Here is a 23,064-nt window from a genome sequence, read left to right on the forward strand (position 1 = left end):
TAATGGATATCCGTAAAGTCAAGAAGCTGATCGAACTGCTGGAAGAGTCTGGCATCGACGAACTGGAGATCAAGGAAGGCGAAGAGTCCGTTCGCATCAGCCGTCACAGCAAGACCCCGGCCGGCGCCCAGTACTTCGCCGCCCCGGCTCCGATGGCCGCCCCGGTCGCCGCCGCTGCACCGGTTGCCGCTGCCGCCCCGGCCGCTGAAGCCGCTGCCGCCGCGCCAGCCCTGAAAGGCACCGTGGTGCGCTCGCCAATGGTCGGCACCTTCTACCGCAAGCCTTCGCCAACTTCGCCGAACTACGCTGAAGTCGGCCAGGCCGTGAAGAAGGGCGACACCCTGTGCATCGTCGAAGCCATGAAGATGATGAACCACATCGAAGCCGAGATCGGCGGTGTGATCGACGCCATCCTGGTGGAAGACGGCCAGCCGGTTGAGTTCGACCAGCCGCTGTTCACCATCGTTTGATTCGCGGAGAACCAACGATGTCTGGGAAGCTTGAAAAAGTCCTGATCGCCAACCGCGGGGAAATTGCCCTGCGGATCCTGCGTGCCTGCAAAGAGCTGGGCATCAAGACCGTCGCCGTGCACTCCACGGCCGACCGTGAACTGATGCACCTGGGCCTGGCGGACGAGTCGGTCTGCATCGGCCCGGCATCGTCCAAGGAATCGTACCTGCACATCCCGGCGATCATCGCCGCCGCCGAAGTGACAGGCGCCACCGCCATCCACCCGGGCTACGGCTTCCTCGCGGAAAACGCCGACTTCGCCGAGCAGGTGGAAAAATCCGGCTTCGCCTTCATCGGCCCGAAAGCCGACACCATTCGCCTGATGGGCGACAAGGTTTCGGCCAAGGACGCCATGATCAAGTCGGGCGTGCCGACCGTACCAGGCTCCGACGGCCCGCTGCCGGAAGACGAAGAGGTTGCCCTGGCGATCGCTCGCGACGTCGGCTATCCGGTGATCATCAAGGCCGCCGGTGGCGGTGGTGGTCGCGGCATGCGCGTGGTGCACAAGGAAGAAGACCTGATCGAATCGGCCAAGCTGACCCGTACCGAAGCCGGTGCCGCGTTCGGCAACCCGATGGTGTATCTGGAAAAGTTCCTGACCAACCCACGCCACGTGGAAGTGCAGGTACTGTCCGACGGCCAAGGCAACGCCGTGCACCTGGGCGACCGTGACTGCTCGCTGCAGCGCCGTCACCAGAAAGTACTGGAAGAAGCCCCGGCCCCGGGCATCGACGAGAAGGCCCGCCAGGAAGTCTTCAAGCGTTGCGTCGATGCGTGCGTCGAGATCGGCTACCGCGGCGCCGGTACCTTCGAGTTCCTGTACGAGAACGGCCGCTTCTACTTCATCGAGATGAACACCCGCGTCCAGGTCGAGCACCCGGTCTCGGAAATGGTCACCGGCATCGACATCGTCAAGGAGATGCTCAGCATCGCCGCTGGCAACAAGCTGTCGTTCCGCCAGGAAGACGTGGTCATCCGTGGCCACTCGCTGGAGTGCCGGATCAACGCCGAAGACCCGAAGAAGTTCATCCCGAGCCCAGGCAAGGTGAAGCACTTCCACGCCCCGGGCGGCAACGGCGTGCGCGTCGACTCGCACCTGTACAGCGGCTACTCGGTTCCGCCGAACTACGATTCGTTGATCGGCAAGCTGATCACCTACGGCAAGGACCGCGACGAAGCCATGGCGCGCATGCGCAATGCCCTGGACGAGATCGTCGTCGACGGCATCAAGACCAACATCCCGCTGCACCGCGACCTGGTGCGCGATGAAGGTTTCTGCAAAGGCGGCGTCAACATCCACTACCTCGAGCACAAACTGGCCAACCAGGAGTGATCGCGTTAGCGTGATGAAAAACCCCGGCCCCGTGCCGGGGTTTTTTATTGCTTGCCAAAAGGCCCGCACGGACCTGTAGGAGCGGCCTTGTGCCGCGAAAGGGCTGCACAGCAGCCCCAGCAATCCATGCCCCACACTGAAACCCTAGGACTGCTTCGCAGTCCTTTCGCGGCACAAGGCCGCTCCTACAAGTGCCGCGCGCTGTTCGCCGCCTCCTGCCCTGCTCTACAAACCCCCAACTCTCGCGTAAACTGGCGGCCTTTTCGCGCAGCCTCGGGCTGCCCCTGTCGATTTACCAAAGGTGCCCGCCATGCCCTGGCTGCAAGTACGCCTGGCCATCAGCCCGGAACAAGCCGAAACCTACGAAGACGCCCTGCTCGAAGTAGGCGCCGTCTCGGTGACGTTCATGGACGCCGAAGACCAGCCGATCTTCGAACCCGACCTCAACACCACCCCGCTGTGGTCGCACACGCACCTGCTGGCCCTGTTCGAGGCCGACGCCGAGCCTGACGCGGTGTTCGCCCACCTGCAATTGCTGACCGGTGCCGAATTGCCCGAGCACCAGGCCGAAGTGATCGAGGACCAGGACTGGGAGCGCAGCTGGATGGACAATTTCCAGCCCATGCGCTTCGGCCAGCGCCTGTGGATCGTCCCGAGCTGGCACGAGGCGCCGGAGAAGGACGCGGTCAACTTGCTGCTCGACCCGGGCCTGGCCTTTGGCACCGGCACCCACCCGACCACCGCGCTGTGCCTGGAATGGCTCGACGGACAACAGCTGCAAGGCACCCAAGTGCTGGACTTCGGCTGCGGCTCGGGCATCCTCGCCATCGCCGCGCTGTTGCTCGGCGCCCGAGAAGCGGTCGGCACCGACATCGATGTGCAGGCCCTGGAAGCTTCCCGCGACAACGCCCAGCGTAATGGCATCGCCGACAATCTGTTCGCCCTGTACCTGCCCGAGCAGATGCCAGCCATGCAAGCCGACGTGCTGGTCGCCAACATCCTGGCCGGCCCGCTGGTATCGCTGGCACCGCAACTGTCCGGCCTGGTTCGCCCCGGCGGCCTGCTGGCATTGTCGGGCATCCTCGCCGAACAAGGTGAGGAGGTGGCCGCCGCCTATGCCGCCGACTTCGAGCTGGACCCGATCGTCGTTCGCGATGGCTGGGTACGCATCAGTGGCCGCCGCCGCTAAGCGCGCCTAGACTCAACTCCTGCACAGCTCCCCGGACCGCCGCATGACCGACAGTTTCGTCACCCAGTGCCCGCATTGCCAGACCAGCTTTCGCGTCACCCATCACCAGTTGAGCGTGGCCCGCGGCGTGGTGCGCTGCGGCAACTGCCTGCAGGTGTTCAATGCGGCGAAGCAGCTGCTGGAGCAGAACCGCGCCGCCAGCGACCGGGGCGCCGCCGCGCCTGCCGAGCCTGCCGAGCCTGCGCCCACGGCCCCAGTGATGCCCGTGGCACCGCCGGTCGCCGAACCACCCGCAGCGGACGAAGACGACTGGGCGGTGACCGCCGAGGAGCTGGACGCCCTCGATCTGGACTCGGAGCTCGCGCGCCTGGAACGTCGCAGCCCGGCCGAGCGCCAGGCGGCCATCACCGGTAGCACGCTGCACGCCCGGCGTGACGATCAAGGCACCGAGGAACCTGCAGACGAGCTGTTCGGCACCGCCACCGACGATGACCTGGCCCCGGCAGCGGAGCGCGAAACGGCCCCGGTGCTGGTGGAACAGGCGCCGCTTGAACGGGACCCGGTCATCGACGAACGCACCGAACCCACCCTGGGCACGACCGATCTCGACCTCGACGATGAGCCACCGGTACGCCACCAGGCGCTGGACGATGACTTCGACACGCCGGGCACGCCTCTCGCCACTCACGATGAACCGCTACCTGAAAAAGGCTTGTCCGCAGTGGACGACGAGGTGCGTGGCGAACGCCTGTCAGCCCATGACGAAGACGATCTGGACGATCACCCCATCGAGCGCCTGGAACCCAGCCTGCAGGGCAAGCCTGAGCGCCCGAACAAGGAACCCTTGGTCGACGTGGTCGACGATCCGCTGCAACTGGCCTGGGAAAAGCCCGCACCGAATTGGGGCAAGCGCCTGCTGTGGGGTTTCCTGACCCTGCTGGCCGCCGGCCTGCTGGCGTTCCAGTACGTCTGGTTCCATTTCGACGAGATGGCCCGCCAGGACCAGTACCGCCCCTGGTTCCAGCAGCTGTGCCCGATGGTCGGCTGCCAGGTACCGACCCGTGTCGACATCTCGCGCATCAAGAGCAGCAACCTGGTGGTGCGCAGCCACCCGGACTTCAAGGGCGCGCTGATCGTCGACGCGATCATCTACAACCGTGCGCCCTTCGCCCAGCCCTTCCCCCTGCTGGAGCTGCGCTTCGCCGACCTCAACGGCCAGCTGATTGCCAGCCGGCGCTTCAAGCCCAGCGAGTACCTGTCGGGCGAACTGGCGGGCCGTGGCGAGATGCCCAGCCAGACCCCGATCCACATCGCCCTGGACATCCTCGACCCGGGGCCGAAGGCGGTGAACTACAGCCTGAGCTTCCGTTCGCCGGAGTAGCCGACGGACGGCAAGGCCCCAGGTAACAACGCGCTCTGTAGGAGCGGCTTCAGCCGCGATGCGGGTATCACGCTTCCGGGCACCCGCTTCGCGGGTGATCGCGGCTGAAGCCGCTCCTACAGAGGTCGAGTCAGGCCAGTGGGGCCCCGGATGCGCATGAGCGGCTGAAAACCCAGGCTCACGCCCTCGTGTCATAACGCCGCAACTGTTCAGATTTTATCCAGATTCATCTTTATCCGGTCATCGAGAGCGGGTATCATGCCATCCCTTTTTCGAACTCCAATGATTCGGCCCCACAACAGGGAACACCTATGTCGGCGGTACGCATCGGCCCTTACACACTGCAGAACAACCTGATCCTCGCGCCCATGGCCGGGGTCACGGACCAGCCTTTCCGCACACTTTGCAAACGCCTCGGGGCGGGCATGGTGGTATCGGAGATGGTCACCAGCGACATGAGCCTGTGGAACAGCCGCAAGTCGAGCCTGCGCCGCATCCATGAAGGCGACGCGGAGCCGCGTTCGGTGCAGATCGCCGGTGGCGATGCACAGATGATGGCGGCGGCGGCCCGGGCGAATGTCGAAGCCGGCGCACAGATCATCGACATCAACATGGGCTGCCCGGCAAAAAAAGTCTGCAACAAAGCCGCAGGCTCTGCTTTATTGAGAGATGAAGCCTTGGTCAGCGAGATCCTCCACGCCGTGGTCGGCGCAGTGGAGGTGCCGGTGACGCTGAAGATCCGCACCGGCTGGGACCGGGCGAGCAAGAACGGCCTGAACGTGGCGAAGATCGCCGAACAGGCCGGTATCCAGGCGCTGGCGGTGCATGGCCGCACACGCGCCGACCTGTACACCGGTGACGCCGAGTACGACACCATCGCCGCGATCAAGCAGGCGGTGTCGATCCCGGTGTTCGCCAACGGCGACATCACCTCGCCACACAAGGCCCGGGCGGTGCTGGACGCCACCGGCGCCGACGGCCTGCTGATCGGCCGCGCCGCCCAGGGGCGGCCGTGGATCTTCCGCGAGGTCGAGCATTACCTGCGCACGGGCGAGCACCTGCCCGCACCGGCGCTGGATGAAGTGGAACGCATTCTGCTGGAACACCTGGCCGCGTTGCATGCCTTCTATGGCGATGTGATGGGCGTGCGTATCGCCCGCAAGCACGTTGGCTGGTACCTGGCGACCCGACCCGGCGGCAAGGAGTTCCGCAGCCGGTTCAACGCCTTGGAAGACACACAAGCGCAGTGCGCCAACGTTCAGGCCTTTTTCTCTGAACGTCGACAGAGCCTTGGGACAGAGGACGAACAAGGGGTGGCCGCATGACGATGATGACCGAGACATTAGTGAGTGGAACAACGCCCGTGAGCGACAACGCCAACCTCAAGCAGCACCTGAACACGCCGAGCGAGGAGGGCCAGACGCTCCGCGACAGCGTCGAGAAGGCGCTGCACAACTACTTCGCCCACCTGGAAGGCGCCACCGTCACGGACGTGTACAACCTGGTGCTCTCGGAAGTCGAGGCGCCCTTGCTCGAATGCGTGATGAACTACGTCAAGGGCAACCAGACCAAGGCCAGCGAGATGCTCGGGCTCAACCGAGGCACGCTGCGCAAGAAGCTCAAGCAGTACGATCTGTTGTAAGGCCAGAACCCCAACCAGAAAAGGCGCTCATGCAAAGAGGCGCCTTTTTTGCTGACTCCACCGCGTTATGGAATCTGAAATGACCGACCAGACTACCCGCCTGCCGATCCGCCGCGCCCTGATCAGCGTCTCCGACAAGACCGGTATCCTCGAATTCGCCCGTGAGCTGCAGCAGCTCGGTGTCGAGATCCTGTCCACCGGCGGCACCTACAAGCTGCTCAAGGATAACGGCGTGAACGCGGTGGAAGTGGCCGACTACACCGGCTTCGCCGAAATGATGGACGGCCGGGTCAAGACCCTGCATCCGAAGATCCACGGCGGCATCCTCGGCCGTCGCGGCACCGACGACGCCATCATGAACGAGCACGGCATCAAGCCGATCGACCTGGTCGCGGTCAACCTGTATCCGTTCGAAGCCACCATCAGCAAGCCGGGCTGCGACCTGCCCACCGCCATCGAGAACATCGACATCGGCGGCCCGACCATGGTCCGTTCGGCGGCGAAGAACCACAAGGACGTCGCCATCGTGGTCAACGCCAGCGACTACGCCGGTGTCGTCGACAGCCTCAAGGCTGGCGGCCTGACTTACGCCCAGCGCTTCGACCTGATGCTCAAGGCCTTCGAGCACACCGCCGCCTACGACGGCATGATCGCCAACTACATGGGCACCATCGACCAGGCTAAAGCGACCCTGTCGACCGAAGACCGCAGCGAGTTCCCGCGCACCTTCAACAGCCAGTTCGTCAAGGCCCAGGAAATGCGCTACGGCGAGAACCCGCACCAGAGCGCGGCGTTCTACGTCGAGGCGAAGAAAGGCGAAGCCAGCATTTCCACCGCCATCCAGCTGCAGGGCAAAGAGCTGTCGTTCAACAACGTGGCCGACACCGACGCCGCGCTGGAGTGCGTGAAGAGCTTCGTCAAGCCAGCCTGCGTCATCGTCAAGCACGCCAACCCGTGCGGCGTCGCGGTCGTCCCGGAAGACGAAGGCGGCATCCGCAAGGCCTACGACCTGGCCTACGCCACCGACACCGAATCGGCCTTCGGCGGCATCATCGCCTTCAACCGCGAGCTGGATGGCGAAACCGCGAAAGCCATCGTCGAACGCCAGTTCGTCGAAGTGATCATCGCCCCGAAAATCTCCCAGGCCGCCCGCGAAGTCGTGGCCGCCAAGCAGAACGTGCGTCTGCTGGAGTGCGGCGAATGGCCAACCGAGCGCGCCGCCGGTTGGGACTTCAAGCGCGTCAACGGTGGCCTGCTGGTGCAGAGCCGCGACATCGGCATGATCAGCGCCGACGACCTGAAGATCGTCACCCAGCGCGCCCCGACCGAGCAGGAAATCCACGACTTGGTGTTCGCCTGGAAAGTCGCCAAGTTCGTCAAGTCCAACGCCATCGTCTACGCCAAGAACCGCCAGACCATCGGCGTCGGCGCCGGCCAGATGAGCCGTGTCAACTCCGCGCGCATCGCCGCTATCAAGGCCGAGCACGCCGGCCTGCAGGTGCAGGGCGCGGTCATGGCCTCGGACGCGTTCTTCCCGTTCCGCGACGGCATCGACAATGCGGCTAAAGTGGGTATCAGCGCCGTGATCCAGCCGGGTGGTTCGATGCGTGACGCCGAGGTGATTGCTGCCGCTGATGAAGCCGGCATCGCCATGGTGTTCACCGGCATGCGCCACTTCCGCCACTAATCAGATACCAGGCCGATCCCGGGCCCTGTAGGAGCGGATTCATCCGCGATGCGATGCTGGACTCACCGCCGCAATCGCGAATGAATCCGCTCCTACAAGGGCCGGGGATCGCCGCCAGACAGAGGTTTTGACATGAAAGTTTTGATCATCGGCAGCGGCGGCCGCGAGCACGCCCTGGCCTGGAAAGTCGCCCAGGACCCACGCGTCGAGAAAGTCTTCGTCGCCCCGGGCAACGCCGGCACCGCCATTGAAGCCAAGTGCGAGAACGTCGCCATCGACGTCACCGCCCTGGAACAACTGGCCGACTTCGCCGAAAAGAACGTCGACCTGACCATCGTCGGCCCTGAGGCACCGCTGGTCATCGGCGTGGTCGACCTGTTCCGCAGCCGTGGCCTGGACTGCTTCGGCCCGACCAAGGGCGCGGCCCAGCTGGAAGGCTCGAAAGCCTTCACCAAGGATTTCCTGGCTCGCCACAAGATTCCCACCGCCGACTACCAGAACTTCACCGAGATCGAGCCGGCCCTGGCCTACCTGCGTGAGAAAGGCGCCCCCATCGTGATCAAGGCCGACGGCCTGGCCGCCGGCAAGGGCGTGATCGTCGCCATGACCCTGCAGGAAGCCGAAGACGCCGTACGCGACATGCTCGCCGGCAATGCCTTCGGTGAAGCCGGTTCGCGTGTGGTGATCGAAGAATTCCTCGACGGCGAGGAAGCCAGCTTCATCGTCATGGTCGACGGCCACAATGTGCTGCCCATGGCCACCAGCCAGGACCACAAGCGCGTAGGCGACAAGGACACCGGCCCGAACACCGGTGGCATGGGCGCCTACTCCCCCGCCCCGGTGGTCACCGCCGACGTGCACCAGCGCGTGATGGACCAGGTGATCTGGCCGACCGTGCGTGGCATGGCCGAGGAAGGCAACGTCTACACCGGCTTCCTCTACGCGGGCCTGATGATCGACAAGGCGGGCAACCCCAAGGTCATCGAGTTCAACTGCCGCTTCGGCGACCCGGAGACGCAACCGGTCATGCTGCGCCTTGAGTCGAGCCTGGTACTGCTGGTGGAAGCCGCGTTCGCCAAGGCCCTGGACAAGGTCGAAGCACAGTGGGATCCACGCCCGAGCCTGGGCGTGGTGCTGGCTGCCGGTGGCTACCCGGGCGACTACAACAAGGGCGACGTGATCAGCGGCCTGGACGCTGCCGCCAAGCTCGAAGGCAAGGTGTTCCATGCCGGTACCTCGCTCAAGGATGGCCAGGTCGTGACCCACGGCGGCCGCGTACTGTGCGCCACCGCGATGGGCGACACCGTGGCCCAGGCGCAGCAGCAGGCCTACCGCCTGGCCGAGCAGGTCAAGTGGAACGGCAGCTTCCACCGTACTGACATCGGCTATCGGGCCATCGCCCGCGAGCGCGGTGAACACCAGCAGTAATACTGCACCGAATGGCCGCCGCGCCCGGTGCGTGCGGCCTTCGGCTCGTCGACAAGGCCCTTCGGGGCCTTGCCTTCGCCTTGGCGCGCCGCGCATAGTTGTTACCCGGCACATTAGCTAAGAAGGGATTTCGTCGTGCGTCGGCTTCGGATTGCCATTGCCCTGATCGTCAGCCTGCTGACCCTGCTCTGCCTGCTCCCGGCCAACGCCGACCAGGCCGGGGGTTGGTCCGCGCTGCTCGACGAGCAGGCCAACCTGCAGCTTTCCGACGTACGCTCCGAGCGTTACCGCAACCAGTTCAGCCCACTGGCCCTCGAAGAACTGGATGCCGCCCTCCCCGACCAGGCGCTGTGGCTGCATTACCGCCTGGAACCGAACGACCAGGAGCAACTGGTCCGTATCTTCGCTCCCGACCTGTCCCGCCTGGACCTCTACGCCCTCGAAGACGGCAAGCTGCTACGCCAGTTGCACCACGGCAGGCAAGGAGATGGCATCAGCCCAACCCAGCGTGGCCGGGACCATGTGCTGCCGTTGCCGCACAGTAGCCAACCGCTGGATATCTACCTGCGGCTGGTCTCCGAGCACCAGTTGCGCCCGGCCATCAGTGTCGAGTCCACCGCCCACGCCGCCGCCGACCAGCGCCAGTCGCTGCTGTTCGGCCTGCTGTTCGGCGGGCTGATAATGCTGATCCTGCATAACCTGATCCGCTTCGCCTACACCCGCTCCAGCACCACGCTGGTGCTGGCGCTGTACCACGCCCTGATGCTGCTCAGCGCCCTTATCCTGCTTAACCTCAGCGGCCCCTGGTGGCACCTGTGGTACAGCGCCCAGACCCCGGCCGCCTACCTCACCCTGGTGCTGGCGGGCCTGGCCGGCCTGTATTTCACCGTGCATTTCTTCTCACCCTGCGGCTCGGCGCGGCTCACCCGTCTGTTGCATCTGGAAATGCTGGTGGCAGGTGTCAGCGGCCTGGTGTTGCTGTTCGTCGATACGTTGCCGCTGAATCTGATGACCTATGCCCTGCTCGCCATCGGCAGCCTGAGCATGTTGCTGGTCAGCTGCTATCACTGGCATCGGGGCTACACGCCTGCGCGCCTGTTCGCCGTGGCCATGCTGGTCTACAACCTCGGTGGCCTGGTGCTGCTGCCGGCGCTGCTGGGCCTGACCCGCACCCCGACGCCCTGGCTGCTGTGCATCCTCATGGCCTTGACCGTGGCCAGCGGCCTGCTGCTCAACCTGGCCGTCAGCGAACGCCTGCGGCGCATCAGCGAGGAACGCTTCCGCGCCAGCCGCGCCCTGGCTGCCAGCGACGCCGAGATCAACGCCAAGGCCGAGTTCCTGGCCAAGATCAGCCACGAAATCCGCACCCCCATGAACGGCGTGCTGGGCATGACCGAGCTGCTGCTGGACACCCCCCTGTCGGTCAAGCAGCGCGACTATGTGCAGACCATCCACAGCGCCGGCAACGAATTGCTCACCCTGATCAACGAGATTCTCGATATCTCCAAGCTCGAGTCGCGGCAGATCGAACTCGACGATGTGCAGTTCGACCTCAACGCCCTGATCGAGGACTGCCTGAACATCTTCCGGGCCAAAGCCGAGCAGCAGAACATCGAACTGATCAGTTTCACCCAGCCACAGGTGCCACGGGTGGTCAGTGGCGACCCGACGCGCCTGCGCCAGGCGCTGTCGAGCCTGCTCGACAACGCACTGAAAAACACCGACCAGGGCGAGATCCTGCTGGTGGTCGCCCTCGACCAGCGTGGCGACGCCCCGCGCCTGCGCATCGCCGTGCAGGACAGCGGCGAGCCCATGCCACCGGCCGAGCGCGACGCCCTGCTGCAAGCCGAACTGCACAGCCGCCACTTCCTCTCCAGCAACAAGCTCGGCGGCCACCTCGGGCTGGTGATCGCCAAGCAACTGATCGGGCTGATGCAGGGCGAATTCGGCATCAAGACCAGCACCAGCATGGGCAACACCCTGTGGCTGACGCTGCCACTCGACCCGCTGCGCCTGGAGCAACCGCCCACCGACCTCGACGGCCCGCTGCGCGACGCGCGGGTGCTGGTGGTCGACGACAACGACACCTGCCGCAAGGTGCTGGTGCAGCAATGCAGTGCCTGGGGCATGAACGTCAGCGCGGTGCCATCGGGCAAGGAGGCGCTGGCACTGCTGCGCACCAAGGCGCACCTGCGCGACTACTTCGATGCCGTGCTGCTGGACCAGAACATGCCCGGCATGACCGGCATGCAACTGGCGGCCAAGATCAAGGAAGACCCGAGCCTGAACCATGACATCCTGGTGGTCATGCTCACTGGCATCAGCAACGCACCCAGTAAAGTCATCGCGCGTAATGCCGGGGTCAAGCGCATTCTCGCCAAGCCGGTGGCCGGCTACACGCTCAAGACCACCCTCGCCGAAGAACTGGCCCTGCGTGGCCGCGAGCAAGCGCCCCCAGCATTACCGGGCAGCATCCCGCAGCCATTGGACCTGCCCAACGACTTCCGCATCCTGGTGGCCGAGGACAACAGTATCTCGACCAAAGTCATCCGCGGCATGCTCGGCAAGCTCAACCTCGAGCCGGACACCGCCAGCAATGGCGAGGAAGCCCTGCAGGCGATGAAGGCCAGGCACTACGACCTGGTCCTGATGGACTGCGAGATGCCGGTGCTCGATGGCTTCTCCGCCACGCAACAGCTGCGCGCCTGGGAATCCGCCAATGGCCGCCCACGCACCCCGGTGGTGGCATTGACCGCGCATATCCTCAGCGAGCACAAGGAGCGCGCGCGCCTGGCGGGCATGGACGGACACATGGCCAAGCCGGTGGAGCTGTCGCAGTTGCGCGAGCTGATCCAGTTCTGGGCGGGGCAGCGGCAGGTGGTCTCCGACGACACCACGCACATCCTGTAGCAGCGGCTTCAGCCGCGATCACCCGCAAAAGCGGGTGCCACGCACCGAGGCGGCTGCTTCGCGGCTGAAGCCGCTCCTACAGGTTCCGTGCTATACAGGTGCCACCCATTCCCGCCGCGGACTCAGCGCCATGCTCCATGAGTTGTTCAGCGTCTACCTGAAGATGCTCGTGCTCTACAGCCCATTCTTCGTGCTGTCGTGTTTCATCGGGCTCACCCGTGGCCACTCCAGCAAGGAGCGCAAGCAACTGGCCTGGCGCGTGGCCATCGCCACATTGGTCGCCAGCGTGCTGCTCTATCTGTTCGGGCGGGTGATCTTCGGCGTGTTCGGCATCACCGCCGACGCATTCCGCATCGGTGCCGGCTCGGTACTGTTCATCTCGGCGCTGGGCATGGCCCAGGGCAAGTCGGCGGTGCAGACCGACAACGTGCAGCAGGACGTGACCATCGTGCCACTGACCATCCCCTTGACCGTCGGCCCCGGCACCATCGGCGCGCTGCTGGTGATGGGCGTGGGCCAACCGCATTGGGACGACAAACTGCTGGCCATCGTCAGCATCGCGCTGGCCAGCTTCACCGTGGGCCTGGTGCTGTACCTCTCGCACCGCATCGAGCGGTTGCTCGGCGACCAGGGCCTGCAGATCGTCAGCCGGCTGATGGGGCTGTTCGTCTGCGCCCTGGCGGCACAGATCATCTTCACCGGGATCAAGGGCTACCTGGTACCCTGACCTTGCTTGCCGGGATTACCGCCTGCCAGCACGGCGTAGACGGCAAACAGGCTGAATCAGAATTCGTATTCCAGTACGTTGTCGAAGCGGCGATCACCCAGGCGCTTTTCCACATGCTCACGCACACTGGCGTAATGTTGGGTGTTGAACGCCAACAACGCGGTGCCCGAGTAGTGATATGCCGCATGGTTTTTCCACTCGAACGCCAGGGTATCCAGGTCCCGGACCATGCCTTTGGTACTGACAGCGGTCTGCACCAGCATCACCTGCCCATCCTCCATCTCCAGGCAAGTCGTCAGGCCAACGGTGCCCCTTTCCTTATCCTTGAAGTTTCGCTTGAAAAGCTCCTGGGCCTCGGTGATCTTGCCCAGCCCCTCAAGGGCCGCCTCGGCGACCTTGCCCATGGCCTCGGCGATTGGCCCACCGAACGCGGCCTGGGATGCGCTGTTCAGAAGGCCGGTTTTCCTTTCGGGTCAGGGCTTCACTGGGTACCAGCGTGGGGTATAGACCCACTCGCCACCGTCGCCACGGGGGAAGGTGCAAGTGGTCGAGGAGCCGACCAACACCATGGTGCGCATGTCGACCATCCCCGGCAGCAACTCGCCCAGGGTGACAACCCGCAGCGTCTGCCCCGGCCGCCCGATATCACGGCCCAGGACCACCGGCGTGCTGGCATCGCGATGTCGGCGTACAACCGCCAGCGCCTGGCCCAGTTGGTGAGGCCTTGCCTTGGAAATCGGGTTGTAGAAGGCCAGGACCAAATCCGCCTCGGCGGCCAGGTCCAGCCGCTTCTCGATGATCGACCAGGGCTTGAGGTTGTCCGACAGCGACATCACGCAGAAGTCATGCCCCAGCGGCGCGCCCGCTTGCGCGGCGGTGGCCAGCGAGGCCGAGACACCAGGCAGGATCTCCAGATCGACACGCTGCCAGGCGGGGTCAGTGGACTCATGCAGCGCTTCGAGCACCGCGGCGGCCATGGCGAACACGCCTGGGTCACCCGACGATACCACCACCACCGAACGCCCCTGGGCCGCCAGTTCGAAGGCATGGCGGGCACGCTGCATCTCTTCGCGGTTGTCGGTGCAATGCAACACCTGATCCGCGCGGAACGGGCCCGCCATGCGCACGTAGGTTTCGTAGCCAAGTACGTCCTCGGCGCGCGCCAGCTCCGCCTTGACCGCCGGCACCATCAGTTCGGCGGCGCCCGGTCCCAGGCCGATCACGGCCAGACGGCCACGGCGCCGGCCAACGCGGTCGATGTCGACAGGTGCTGCGCAAACGGCGTGGGCCAGCCCCATGGACGAACCTACACGCGCTTGTGGTAGTGCATCAGCCAGCATCCGTTCCAGGCTCTCGGCGGCTGGGGCGAAGCGCAAGCCAACATTCAGTGCCTGGGCAGCCTCGTGCAGGGTTGCTTGCGCCATCTCGGTTTCGCTCGCCAACAGGCAGGCCAACGCGGGTTCGGCGATGTTCGCCCGCAGCAGTTCCTCCCGCACCTGTTGCACCAGGTCTGCGCTACCGGCTGTGACCGCCACCACCACGCAACGCGCATGGATCACCAGTTCGTCACGGCTGGCCGGACGCAGTGCGCTGCCCACGTGGATACTGCGTTGCGCGTCGTCACTGGCGGGCAACTGCGCGTGCGCGAGCCACGGCGCGTCACCTTCGACACGCACCGCTTCGCCCGCCAGCAGGTCGGAGACGAAGCGCTTGCCCTGCTCCAGGTCCGCCAGCGCGTAACCCTCGGGCGGGTTGAGCAGGCAGGTGCCGAAGCGCAACTCGCCACTGGTGGTGATCGCCGCGCTTACACCCAACGTTTCACCGATTTCCCGGGCCATGACGTTGACTCCGCCCAGACCACCGAGCAGCGGCACCACGGCGCTGCCGTCCTCGGCCACGGCCAGAACCGGCGGTTCGACACCTTTTTCGCTCAACAGCGGCGCCAAGGTGCGAATGACGATGCCCGCCGCGCACAGGGCGATGATCGGCGTGTCTTGTTGGTACAGCTCGCGCAGGGTGTCACCGAAGACTGCGTAGTAACGGTCGGCCTCCTCCACACGCCCTTGCAGGCCATGGATCACGGCCTGTGGATAACGTTGCTGGAGACGCTGCGCGGTGGCCAGGCTGCCCGGGCCGAGAATGACGATTGCCGGTGCCTTGATCATCCCTGCCATTTCTCACCCGGCACGATGATCAGCGAGAAGTACGGCGAGGACTGCGGATCGACTTCATCCAGCGCGACGATCCTCTGGTTGGCCATGGTCGCCCGCTCCACGTACAGCGCACGCCCATCCAGCCCCAGCTCCGCCAGCACCTGGCGCACCTTGGGGAAGTTGCGCCCCAGCTTCATGATCACGGCGGCGTCGGCATCGGCCAGGCGGCGCTTGAGCGCCTCGTGGGGTAGCACGCCGGAGAGCACGGTGAGGGTCTGGTTGCGATACACCAGCGGCGCACCGAGCACCGAGGCGCCACCGAGCATCGAACAGACACCTGGGATCACCTGCGCTTCGTAGCGCGAAGCCAGGCGGTCATGCAGATACATGTAGGAGCCGTAGAAGAAGGGATCGCCTTCGCAGATCACCGCCACATCGCGGCCGGCATCCAGGTGCGCGGCCACTTGCAAGCCGGCTTCGTCGTAGAAGTCACTGATCACCTGTTCGTAGGAGAGCGGCGCCGGCAGCACTTCGGTGGTCACCGGGTACACCAGCGGCAGCAGGGTCTGTTCGGCTTGCAGGTGCGCCTCGATGATGCCGAAGGCATTCCCACGCTTGCCCTTGGCCACGAAGTACGCCACCACAGGCGCCTCGCGCAGCAGGCGCAGGGCCTTGAGCGTGATCAGCTCCGGGTCGCCAGGGCCCACGCCCAGGCCCAGCAGTCGTCCGCGTGCGTGCATCATTCCACCTCCGTGGCCAGGGCGTTGACCGCGGCGGCGGCCATCGCGCTGCCGCCCAGGCGGCCCTGCATGATCACGAACGGCACGCCACGGCTGTCGGCGGCGAGCATCGCCTTGGATTCGGCGGCACCGACGAAACCGACCGGGAAGCCGAGGATCAGTGCCGGCTTCGGCGCGCCGGCGTCGAGCATTTCCAGCAGGTAGAACAGCGCGGTCGGCGCATTGCCGATCACCACCACGCTGCCTTCCAGGTGTGGGCGCCACAGTTCCAGGGCCACCGCCGAACGGGTGTTGCCCTCGGCCTTGGCCAGGTCCGGCACGCTCGGGTCGCGCAGGGTGCAGATCACCGGGTTGTTCGCTGGCAGCCGGGCACGGGTAATGCCCTCGGCGACCATGTGCGCGTCGCAGAGGATCGGCGCACCCTTGGCCAGGGCTTCACGGCCAGCGCTGCCGGCGCCATCGGAGAACTGCAGGCCATCGATGGCCTCGACCATGCCGCAGGCATGGATCACGCGCACGGCGAGCTTTTCAAGATCGGCGGGGATTCGCTCGAGCCGGGCTTCTTCACGGATGATCCGGAAGGAATTGCGATAGATCTCCTGACCATCGCGGATGTAGTCAATCATCAAGGTGCTCCGTCGGCAGGTCGAGCATGGCGCCTGCTTCTTCTGGGGTGAGGTCGGCGGCGCGCAGCTTGCCGAAGCCCGGCAGGCGCGCGTCGCGCAAGTAAAGGTCATAGCGGCCCGGGGCTCGGGCCAGCAGGGTGGCCGGGGCGGCGTGGGCCATGGCGCAGGAACGTGGGCAGCCGGACAGGTGCACGCTACCCGGGGCGCCGTGGTGCAACAGGTTGGCCAGGGTGACGGCGTCAGCCTTGGTGTCGGCCTGGGCCTTGGCGCAACCGCTGGAGCCGGTGCAGGCGACAACGCGTGCCAGCGGATGCTCGTTGTGACAAAGCATGCCGGATGCTGCCAGTTGTGCGCGTGCGTTTTCCAGCTCGGTCGGCTCAAGGGAGGTCAGCACCAGGCTCTGCCAAGGGCTCAGCCGCAGGCTGCCATCGCCCCATTGCCGGGCAATGCGCGCGACACCACGCAGCATGGCGGGGGTCAGGCGCCCGAGGGGGGGCGCGACGCCCAGGGCCACGCCCTGGTGCTGGGGCAACACGCCCAGCCATGGGCTTGTCGCCGCCGGGCGCCGCCAGGCCATCGACGTGGTGTCAATCTGGACCGCCAGCCCTTCGAGGAAGTGCTCCACCGGGCACACCTGCAGCAATTGACGCATGCGCGACTGCTCGGGCGTCGCCAGGTCGAGGAAACGCTCCAGCACCGCACGCACCAGCGCCAGCCCCTGCTCCACCGGCACCACGCCCAGAGCCTGGCCATTCGACAGGCTGCTCGCAAGGCCGAACCGCAACCAGATGCGCCCTTCGTGCTGCATCGCCGACAGCCACAGGTCATGGGCGTGTTCGAGCATCGCCAGCGCTTCGCCGCCATCGAGCTGCACGGCGAACTTGGCCGACAGTTTGTGGAACCTGAGAGTGCTTTCCAGCAGGTCGAGGATCCGCCCGGCCAAGGGCCGGGTGTCGAACAGCATGGCCGGATCGAGCCCGGCCAATGGGCTGAGCATGAGATTGCGGACATCATCACCCGCCGCGTCACGCGGGCCGAGCCCTGCGGCCAGCAGATGCTCGACCAGGCCCCGGTGGTCGTCACCGATGCCACGGATCTGCAGATTGGCCCGGTTGGTCGCCTCGATCACCCCACCCGCGAAGCGCTCGGCGGCGTCAGCCACGGCATCGGCCTGGTCGGCCAGCAGCAGGCCGCCAGGCAGCTTGACCCGGCAGATGCCTCCGTCGCGTGCGGCGACGATGCGCCACAACCCCGGGCAGGCCGAGGGGCGCGGTGAAACTTCGGGGGACGGGGGCTGCGTCAAGGGGGTATCCGGCAATCGTGAAAGTGCGCTTCAGTGTAGAAGGCGCGGTATTATGCCTGCTTTGTCCGGCGGCATGAAAAACCGGTGGTCGAACGTTCAATTTCGGGGCTGCTGCGCAGCCCTTTCGCGGCACAAGGCCGCTCCTGCAGGGTTTGCGCTGTACCTGTAGGAGCGGCCTTGCGCCGCGAAAGGGGCACGCAGTGCCCCCATGCGGTGTTGAAGAGGACACGATGGCCCCCTGGCTGACAGTAATAGGCATCGGCGAAGACGGCTTCAGCGGCCTGGGCAAACAGGCCCGGCGCGCCCTGCTATCGGCCAAGCGAATCATCGGTGCCCCACGCCAGCTGGCGCTGCTGCCCCGCTGCGTGACCGCCGAGCAACTGCACTGGCCCAGCCCTTTTTCCCTGGCCCCGGTCATGGCCCTGCGCGGCGAACCGGTGTGCGTGCTGGCCAGCGGCGACCCGATGTTCTACGGCGTCGGCGCCAGCCTCGCGCGCCAGTTGCCCGCCGAAGAACTGCAGGTGCTGTCGATGCCCTCCTCCTGTGCCCTTGCCGCGGCTCGCCTAGGCTGGCCATTGCAAGATGTGCAGGTGGTGTCGGTGGTGGCCCGCCCGCTGGCCGCGCTCAACGCCCACCTGCACAGCGGTGTGCGCCTGCTGGTGCTGAGCAACGATGAGAGCAGCCCGGTCGCCATCGCCGCGCAGCTGCGCGAGCGTGGCTTCGGCCCCAGCCGTCTCCAGGTGTTCGAACACCTCGGCGGCCCACAGGAGCGAACGCTGGGCGGCACCGCCGACGACTGGCCACACACCGACATCGCCACGCTCAACCTGGTCGCCATCGAATGCCAGGCCTTGCCCGATACCCCGCGCCTGCCTCGCGTGGCCGGCCTGCCTGACAGCGCCTTCCGTCACGACGGCCAGCTGACCAAGCGCGACGTGCGCGCCATCACCCTGGCCCGCTTGGCACCGCAACCCGGCGAGCTGTTGTGGGACGTGGGCGCGGGCTGCGGTTCCATCGGCATCGAGTGGATGCGCGCCCACCCCAGCTGCCGCACCCTTGCGATCGAGGCTGACGAAGGCCGCCAGGGCTACATTGAACACAACCGCGACACCCTTGGCGTGCCCGGTCTGCAACTGATCCGCGGCAAGGCCCCCGAAGCCTTGGTTGGGCTGGAACGTCCGGATGCGATCTTCATCGGCGGCGGCGTCACCCGCGAAGGCGTGCTCGACCTGTGCTGGGAGCGCCTGCTGCCGGGCGGGCGCCTGGTGGCCAACGCCGTCACGCTGCAAAGCGAGGTCGCCCTTGCACAGTTCCGCGAACGGCACGGCGGCGAACTGACCCGTATCCACATCGCCCACACGCAACCACTGGGCAGCTTCGACACCTGGCGCCAGGCCCTGCCGATCACCCTGCTCGACGTGGTGAAACCCCTCGATGCGTGAAGAGACCCGTGAACAGCCGGCGCCCCTGCGCAGCGGCCTGACCACCGGCAGTTGCGCCACCGCCACCAGCCTGGCGGCAGCGCGCCTGCTGCTGACCGGCCAGCAACACGACGCGGTGGAAATCACCCTGCCCAAGGGCAAGGTGGTGCAGATGCGCCTGGAGTTCTGCCACCTCAAGGGCGACACGGCCGAAGCCGGCACGTTGAAGGATGCCGGCGACGATCCCGATGTGACCCATGGCGCCCTGCTCTACAGTCAGGTGCGCCTGCTTGCCGAGCCCGGCATTCGCTTCGTCGCGGGCGCGGGCGTCGGCACCGTGACCCGCCCCGGGCTGGTACTGGCGGTCGGTGAACCGGCCATCAACCCGGTACCCCGCAAGATGATCAGCGACCACTTGCAGCAACTGGCCAGCGACTGCGGCTATGGCGGCGGTTTCGAAGTCACGGTCAACGTCCAGGGCGGCGAACAGCTGGCCCTCAAGACCATGAACCCGCGCCTGGGCATCCTCGGCGGGCTGTCGATCCTCGGCACCAGCGGCATCGTCCGGCCGTTCTCCTGCTCGGCCTACATCGCCTCGATCCACCAGGGCATCGATGTCGCCCACACCAACGGCTACACCCATATCGCCGCCTGCACCGGCAACGCCAGCGAAGACACCATGCGCCGGGTCTACAACTTGCCGGAGATCGCCCTGATCGAGATGGGCGACTTTGTCGGCGCCGTGCTCAAGCACCTGCGCAAGGTGCCCGTGCCGCGCCTCACGCTATGCGGTGGTTTCGGCAAGATCAGCAAGCTGGCGGCCGGGCACATGGACCTGCACAGCCGCCATTCCAGCATCGACCTGCCACAGCTCGCGGGCTGGGCGGCGGCGATTGGCGCGGACACGGCGCTGCAACAGGCGATCGTCGCCGCCAATACCAGCCAGCAGGCCCTCGCACTTGCCCATGCTGCCGGCATCGCCCTCGGTGACGAAGTGTGCCGCCACGCCCTGGTCTTCGCCCGTAGCGTGGTGCCGGCCCAGGTGCAGGTGGAAGTGTTCGCCATCGACCGCCAGGGCGGCATCGTCGGCAAGGCGGGCGTGGCATGAACGGTCGCATCCTGCTGCTCGGCGGCGTCACCGAGGCCCTGGCAATCGCGCGCCAGCTTGGTCCCCAGCATGTCTACAGCCTCGCCGGCATTGGCCGTGTGCCCCAAGACCTGACCTGCCAGGTGCGGGTCGGTGGTTATGGCGGTGCCGAAGGCCTGGCCAACTACCTGCGCGAAGCAGGCATCGACCTGCTGGTTGACGCCACTCACCCCTACGCCGCGCAGATCAGCCGCAACGCGGCTCTCGCCGCAAACAGCGCAGGCATTCCCTGCTGGGCCCTGCGCCGCCCGGCATGGCAGGCGCAGCCCGGTGATGACTGGCGCGAAGTCGAGGGCTGGGCCGGGCTGATCGAGGCGCTGGCCTCGTTCGAGCGCCCCTTGTTCACGCTGGGTCGCGAACCCCTGCAACATCTGGACGACATTCCACCACACCAGTTCTGGACCCTGCGCGCCCTCGAGGCGTGCCCCGGCAATGAGCGCTGCGAGGTGATCGGTGCTCGCGGGCCATTTTTCATCGACGATGAGCGCGCCTTGTTCGAACGTCGGCAGATCGACGTGCTGGTGAGCAAGAACAGCGGCAGCATGGCCACCGAGCCAAAGCTGGAGGTGGCGCGTGAGCGTGGGCTGCCGGTGCTGGTGCTTGCGCGGCCGACGCTGCCACATGTGGATCGGGAATTTGAGAGCGCGAAGCAGGTTCTGGAGGCGCTCGACCTGATCGACGCTTGAGCGCCACAGGTATATCCCATTGACATATACATCACGAGAATTAAACTCCGGACATACATTTGCGCTTTCAAGGAGGCACATCATGGAGCAAGGTGCAGTCTTCAAAAGCAACCGCAGCCAGGCTATCCGCATGCCAAAAGCCCTCGCCCTTCCAGAAGACGTCACCCGCGTGGACATTGTCGCGGTCGGGCGTTCGCGCATCATCTCGCCCGCTGGCGAAAGCTGGGACAGCTGGTTCGAGGGTGACGATGTGAGTGCGGACTTCATGGCAAGCAGGGAGCAGCCAGCCGACCAGGAGCGCGAAGGATTCTGATGCTCAGGTACATGCTCGACACCAACATCTGCATTTTCACCATCAAGAACAAACCACAGGCAGTGCGCGAGGCGTTCAATCGTCATCATGGCCAACTGGCCATCAGCACGGTAACCCTGATGGAGTTGATCTACGGCGCGGAGAAGTCCGCCACTCCAGAGCGTAATCTGGCCATTGTCGAGGGGTTTGCCGCACGCCTCGATGTACTTGATTACGACATCCAGGGCGCTGCTCATACCGCGCAACTGCGAGCAGAGCTGGCCAAGGCCGGTACCCCCATCGGCCCCTATGACCGAATGATCGCCGGCCACGCCCGTGCCCGTGGCCTCACCCTCGTGACCAACAACCTACGCGAATTCCAGCGTGTTCCCGGGCTGCGTGTGGAGGACTGGATCACACCGGCACGCTGATCACCGCGAGATGGCCCTATGCCTTGATCCTGCCTTACAATCACTTCCCCTCTTCTGGAAGGCTCCACCCATATGGAAATGCAATGGTGGATCTGGCTCGTCTTCGGCGTGGCCCTGATCCTGCTGGAACTGGTGCTCCCCACCTTCTTCATTCTCTGGTTCGGCATCGGCGCCGTGCTGGTGTCGCTCATTTCACTGCTTGCCCCCAGCCTGCAACTCGATATGCAGGGCCTGCTGTGGGTGGTGTTCTCGTCGCTCACTACCGTGCTCTGGTTCAAGGTGTTCCGGCGCAAGAAGCCGGACGTGCGCTGGACCGCCGACAGCGTGATCGGTGAGGTCGGCCTGCTGACCGCCAACGTGTCGCAGTTCCAGAAAGGCCGGGTGCGCTTTCAGAAACCCATCCTCGGCAACGAGGAGTGGACCTGCGTCTCGGACAACGAAATCCCCGCCGGTGAGCGCGTGCGCCTGGCCGCCATCGAAGGCAACACCGCCCGGGTCACCCGGGCCTGAATCCGCACTAAAAGGAAGTTCGCAAGCATGACCAGCCTCATCGTCGTCGCCACCCTCGCCGCATTCGTACTGATCACCGTGTTCAAGGGGGTGCGCATCGTGCCCCAGGGCGAGGAATGGATCGTCGAGCGCCTGGGCCGCTACCACAGCACCCTCAAGCCGGGTCTGAACATCGTCATCCCATACATGGACGTGGTCGCCTACCGCCTGCCCACCAAGGACATCATCCTCGACGTGCAGCAGCAGGAGATCATCACCAAGGACAACGCGGTGATCGTCGCCAACGCCCTGTGCTTCGCCAAGGTGGTCGACCCGCAGAAAGCCTCCTACGGCGTGCAGAACTTCTCGTTCGCCGTCACCAGCCTGACCATGACCTCGCTGCGCGCCATCGTCGGCGCCATGGACCTGGACGAAGCGCTGTCCAGCCGCGAGCAGATCAAGGCGCGCCTGCGCGAGGCGATGTCCGAGCAGACCGAAGACTGGGGCGTGACCGTGCGCTCGGTGGAAATCCAGGACATCAAGCCGTCGCCGAGCATGCAGACCGCCATGGAGCGCCAGGCTGCCGCCGAGCGTGAGCGTAAAGCCGACGTGACCCGCGCCGAAGGCAACAAGCAGGCGGCGATTCTCGAAGCGGAAGCGCGCCTGCAGGCGGCCAAGCTGGATGCCGAGGCCCAGGTCAATTTGGCCGAAGCCTCGGCCCGGGCGATCACCCTGGTCAAGGAAGCGGTGGGCAGCGAGACCGTGCCGGCCATGTACCTGCTGGGTGAGCGTTACATCGGCGCGATGGAGAACCTGGCGGCCAGCGACAATTCGAAAGTCGTGGTGCTGCCGGCCGATCTGCAGGAGACCGTGCGCGGGCTGATGGGGCGTGGCAAGGCCTGATAGCCCCGTTCCATCCCGTAGGAGCCAGCCTTGCTGGCGAACCAAACGACGCGGTGCATGGCACCG

22 protein-coding genes are annotated in these 23,064 nt (G+C 65.6%); 17 read left to right on the plus strand and 5 right to left on the minus strand.

The features are described 5' to 3' along the window. Positions 1 to 2 precede the first annotated feature (2 nt). From accB to P5705_RS17235, 10 genes are all read left to right on the plus strand, one after another. Positions 3 to 470: an acetyl-CoA carboxylase biotin carboxyl carrier protein gene (gene accB, locus P5705_RS17190; protein WP_277462066.1), complete on the plus strand. Its 468-nt coding sequence runs from the start codon at positions 3 to 5 to the stop codon at positions 468 to 470. 17 nt (positions 471 to 487) lie between these two features. After that, positions 488 to 1,843, plus strand: a complete 1,356-nt coding sequence (accC, locus tag P5705_RS17195; protein ID WP_277462067.1) for an acetyl-CoA carboxylase biotin carboxylase subunit — start codon at positions 488 to 490, stop codon at positions 1,841 to 1,843. Between the two features lie 310 nt (positions 1,844 to 2,153). After that, positions 2,154 to 3,032 carry a 50S ribosomal protein L11 methyltransferase gene (gene prmA / locus P5705_RS17200; protein WP_277462068.1) on the plus strand — a complete coding sequence of 293 codons (879 nt, stop codon included), beginning with the start codon at positions 2,154 to 2,156 and terminating at the stop codon, positions 3,030 to 3,032. A 43-nt stretch (positions 3,033 to 3,075) separates the two neighbouring features. Then, positions 3,076 to 4,413 carry a DUF3426 domain-containing protein gene (locus tag P5705_RS17205; protein ID WP_277462069.1) on the plus strand — a complete coding sequence of 446 codons (1,338 nt, stop codon included), beginning with the start codon at positions 3,076 to 3,078 and terminating at the stop codon, positions 4,411 to 4,413. 311 nt (positions 4,414 to 4,724) lie between these two features. Next, positions 4,725 to 5,738 (plus strand): tRNA dihydrouridine synthase DusB, encoded by a 1,014-nt coding sequence (dusB, locus tag P5705_RS17210; protein WP_277462070.1) that lies wholly within the window; start codon positions 4,725 to 4,727, stop codon positions 5,736 to 5,738. Beyond that, complete coding sequence (gene fis / locus P5705_RS17215) at positions 5,735 to 6,055, plus strand: DNA-binding transcriptional regulator Fis (RefSeq protein ID WP_011535876.1); 321 nt, start codon at positions 5,735 to 5,737, stop codon at positions 6,053 to 6,055. Before dusB ends, fis begins: the two co-directional genes overlap by 4 nt. 79 nt (positions 6,056 to 6,134) lie before the next feature. Further along, positions 6,135 to 7,742 (plus strand): bifunctional phosphoribosylaminoimidazolecarboxamide formyltransferase/IMP cyclohydrolase, encoded by a 1,608-nt coding sequence (gene purH, locus P5705_RS17220; RefSeq protein ID WP_277462071.1) that lies wholly within the window; start codon positions 6,135 to 6,137, stop codon positions 7,740 to 7,742. A gap of 132 nt (positions 7,743 to 7,874) precedes the next feature. Further along, positions 7,875 to 9,170, plus strand: coding sequence for a phosphoribosylamine--glycine ligase (purD, locus tag P5705_RS17225; protein ID WP_277462072.1), 1,296 nt, complete (start codon positions 7,875 to 7,877; stop codon positions 9,168 to 9,170). A gap of 135 nt (positions 9,171 to 9,305) precedes the next feature. Beyond that, positions 9,306 to 12,080 carry a hybrid sensor histidine kinase/response regulator gene (locus P5705_RS17230; protein WP_277462073.1) on the plus strand — a complete coding sequence of 925 codons (2,775 nt, stop codon included), beginning with the start codon at positions 9,306 to 9,308 and terminating at the stop codon, positions 12,078 to 12,080. 130 nt (positions 12,081 to 12,210) lie between these two features. Continuing rightward, entirely contained in the window at positions 12,211 to 12,807 is a 597-nt protein-coding gene (locus P5705_RS17235) for a MarC family protein (protein ID WP_011535880.1), read from the plus strand. A gap of 56 nt (positions 12,808 to 12,863) precedes the next feature. Here the strand turns inward: P5705_RS17235 and P5705_RS17240 are convergent, their stop codons facing one another. The 5 genes from P5705_RS17240 to cobG all read right to left on the minus strand — a co-directional run bounded on the left by P5705_RS17240 (position 12,864) and on the right by cobG (position 17,644). Continuing rightward, positions 12,864 to 13,211 carry a hypothetical protein gene (locus P5705_RS17240; RefSeq protein ID WP_277462074.1) on the minus strand — a complete coding sequence of 116 codons (348 nt, stop codon included), beginning with the start codon at positions 13,209 to 13,211 and terminating at the stop codon, positions 12,864 to 12,866. A 69-nt stretch (positions 13,212 to 13,280) separates the two neighbouring features. Continuing rightward, positions 13,281 to 14,972: a precorrin-3B C(17)-methyltransferase gene (gene cobJ, locus P5705_RS17245; RefSeq protein ID WP_277462075.1), complete on the minus strand. Its 1,692-nt coding sequence runs from the start codon at positions 14,970 to 14,972 to the stop codon at positions 13,281 to 13,283. Further along, complete coding sequence (locus P5705_RS17250) at positions 14,969 to 15,703, minus strand: precorrin-2 C(20)-methyltransferase (protein ID WP_277462076.1); 735 nt, start codon at positions 15,701 to 15,703, stop codon at positions 14,969 to 14,971. Before P5705_RS17250 ends, cobJ begins: the two co-directional genes overlap by 4 nt. Further along, positions 15,700 to 16,326: a precorrin-8X methylmutase gene (locus tag P5705_RS17255; protein WP_203648111.1), complete on the minus strand. Its 627-nt coding sequence runs from the start codon at positions 16,324 to 16,326 to the stop codon at positions 15,700 to 15,702. Before P5705_RS17255 ends, P5705_RS17250 begins: the two co-directional genes overlap by 4 nt. Next, positions 16,319 to 17,644 (minus strand): precorrin-3B synthase, encoded by a 1,326-nt coding sequence (cobG, locus tag P5705_RS17260; RefSeq protein WP_277462077.1) that lies wholly within the window; start codon positions 17,642 to 17,644, stop codon positions 16,319 to 16,321. Before cobG ends, P5705_RS17255 begins: the two co-directional genes overlap by 8 nt. A gap of 215 nt (positions 17,645 to 17,859) precedes the next feature. On the opposite strand from cobG, the gene cbiE reads away from it, so the two are divergent. The 7 genes from cbiE to P5705_RS17295 all read left to right on the plus strand — a co-directional run bounded on the left by cbiE (position 17,860) and on the right by P5705_RS17295 (position 22,998). Further along, complete coding sequence (cbiE, locus tag P5705_RS17265; protein ID WP_277462078.1) at positions 17,860 to 19,071, plus strand: precorrin-6y C5,15-methyltransferase (decarboxylating) subunit CbiE; 1,212 nt, start codon at positions 17,860 to 17,862, stop codon at positions 19,069 to 19,071. Continuing rightward, positions 19,064 to 20,158 (plus strand): cobalt-precorrin-5B (C(1))-methyltransferase, encoded by a 1,095-nt coding sequence (locus P5705_RS17270; RefSeq protein ID WP_277462079.1) that lies wholly within the window; start codon positions 19,064 to 19,066, stop codon positions 20,156 to 20,158. Before cbiE ends, P5705_RS17270 begins: the two co-directional genes overlap by 8 nt. Further along, positions 20,155 to 20,883 (plus strand): cobalt-precorrin-6A reductase, encoded by a 729-nt coding sequence (locus P5705_RS17275; RefSeq protein ID WP_277462080.1) that lies wholly within the window; start codon positions 20,155 to 20,157, stop codon positions 20,881 to 20,883. Before P5705_RS17270 ends, P5705_RS17275 begins: the two co-directional genes overlap by 4 nt. Positions 20,884 to 20,965: 82 nt before the next feature. Continuing rightward, entirely contained in the window at positions 20,966 to 21,196 is a 231-nt protein-coding gene (gene vapB / locus P5705_RS17280; RefSeq protein ID WP_011535889.1) for a type II toxin-antitoxin system VapB family antitoxin, read from the plus strand. Continuing rightward, positions 21,196 to 21,606: a type II toxin-antitoxin system tRNA(fMet)-specific endonuclease VapC gene (gene vapC, locus P5705_RS17285; RefSeq protein ID WP_277462081.1), complete on the plus strand. Its 411-nt coding sequence runs from the start codon at positions 21,196 to 21,198 to the stop codon at positions 21,604 to 21,606. The genes vapB and vapC overlap by 1 nt, the downstream gene beginning before the upstream one ends. 72 nt (positions 21,607 to 21,678) lie before the next feature. After that, a complete protein-coding gene (locus P5705_RS17290; protein WP_277462082.1) occupies positions 21,679 to 22,116 on the plus strand; it encodes an NfeD family protein in 438 nt (145 codons plus the stop codon). A 27-nt stretch (positions 22,117 to 22,143) separates the two neighbouring features. Next, complete coding sequence (locus P5705_RS17295) at positions 22,144 to 22,998, plus strand: SPFH domain-containing protein (protein ID WP_277462083.1); 855 nt, start codon at positions 22,144 to 22,146, stop codon at positions 22,996 to 22,998. Positions 22,999 to 23,064 lie beyond the last annotated feature (66 nt).

Origin of the sequence: Pseudomonas entomophila, assembly GCF_029478665.1 — a bacterium.
Lineage (GTDB): Bacteria > Pseudomonadota > Gammaproteobacteria > Pseudomonadales > Pseudomonadaceae > Aquipseudomonas > Aquipseudomonas entomophila_F.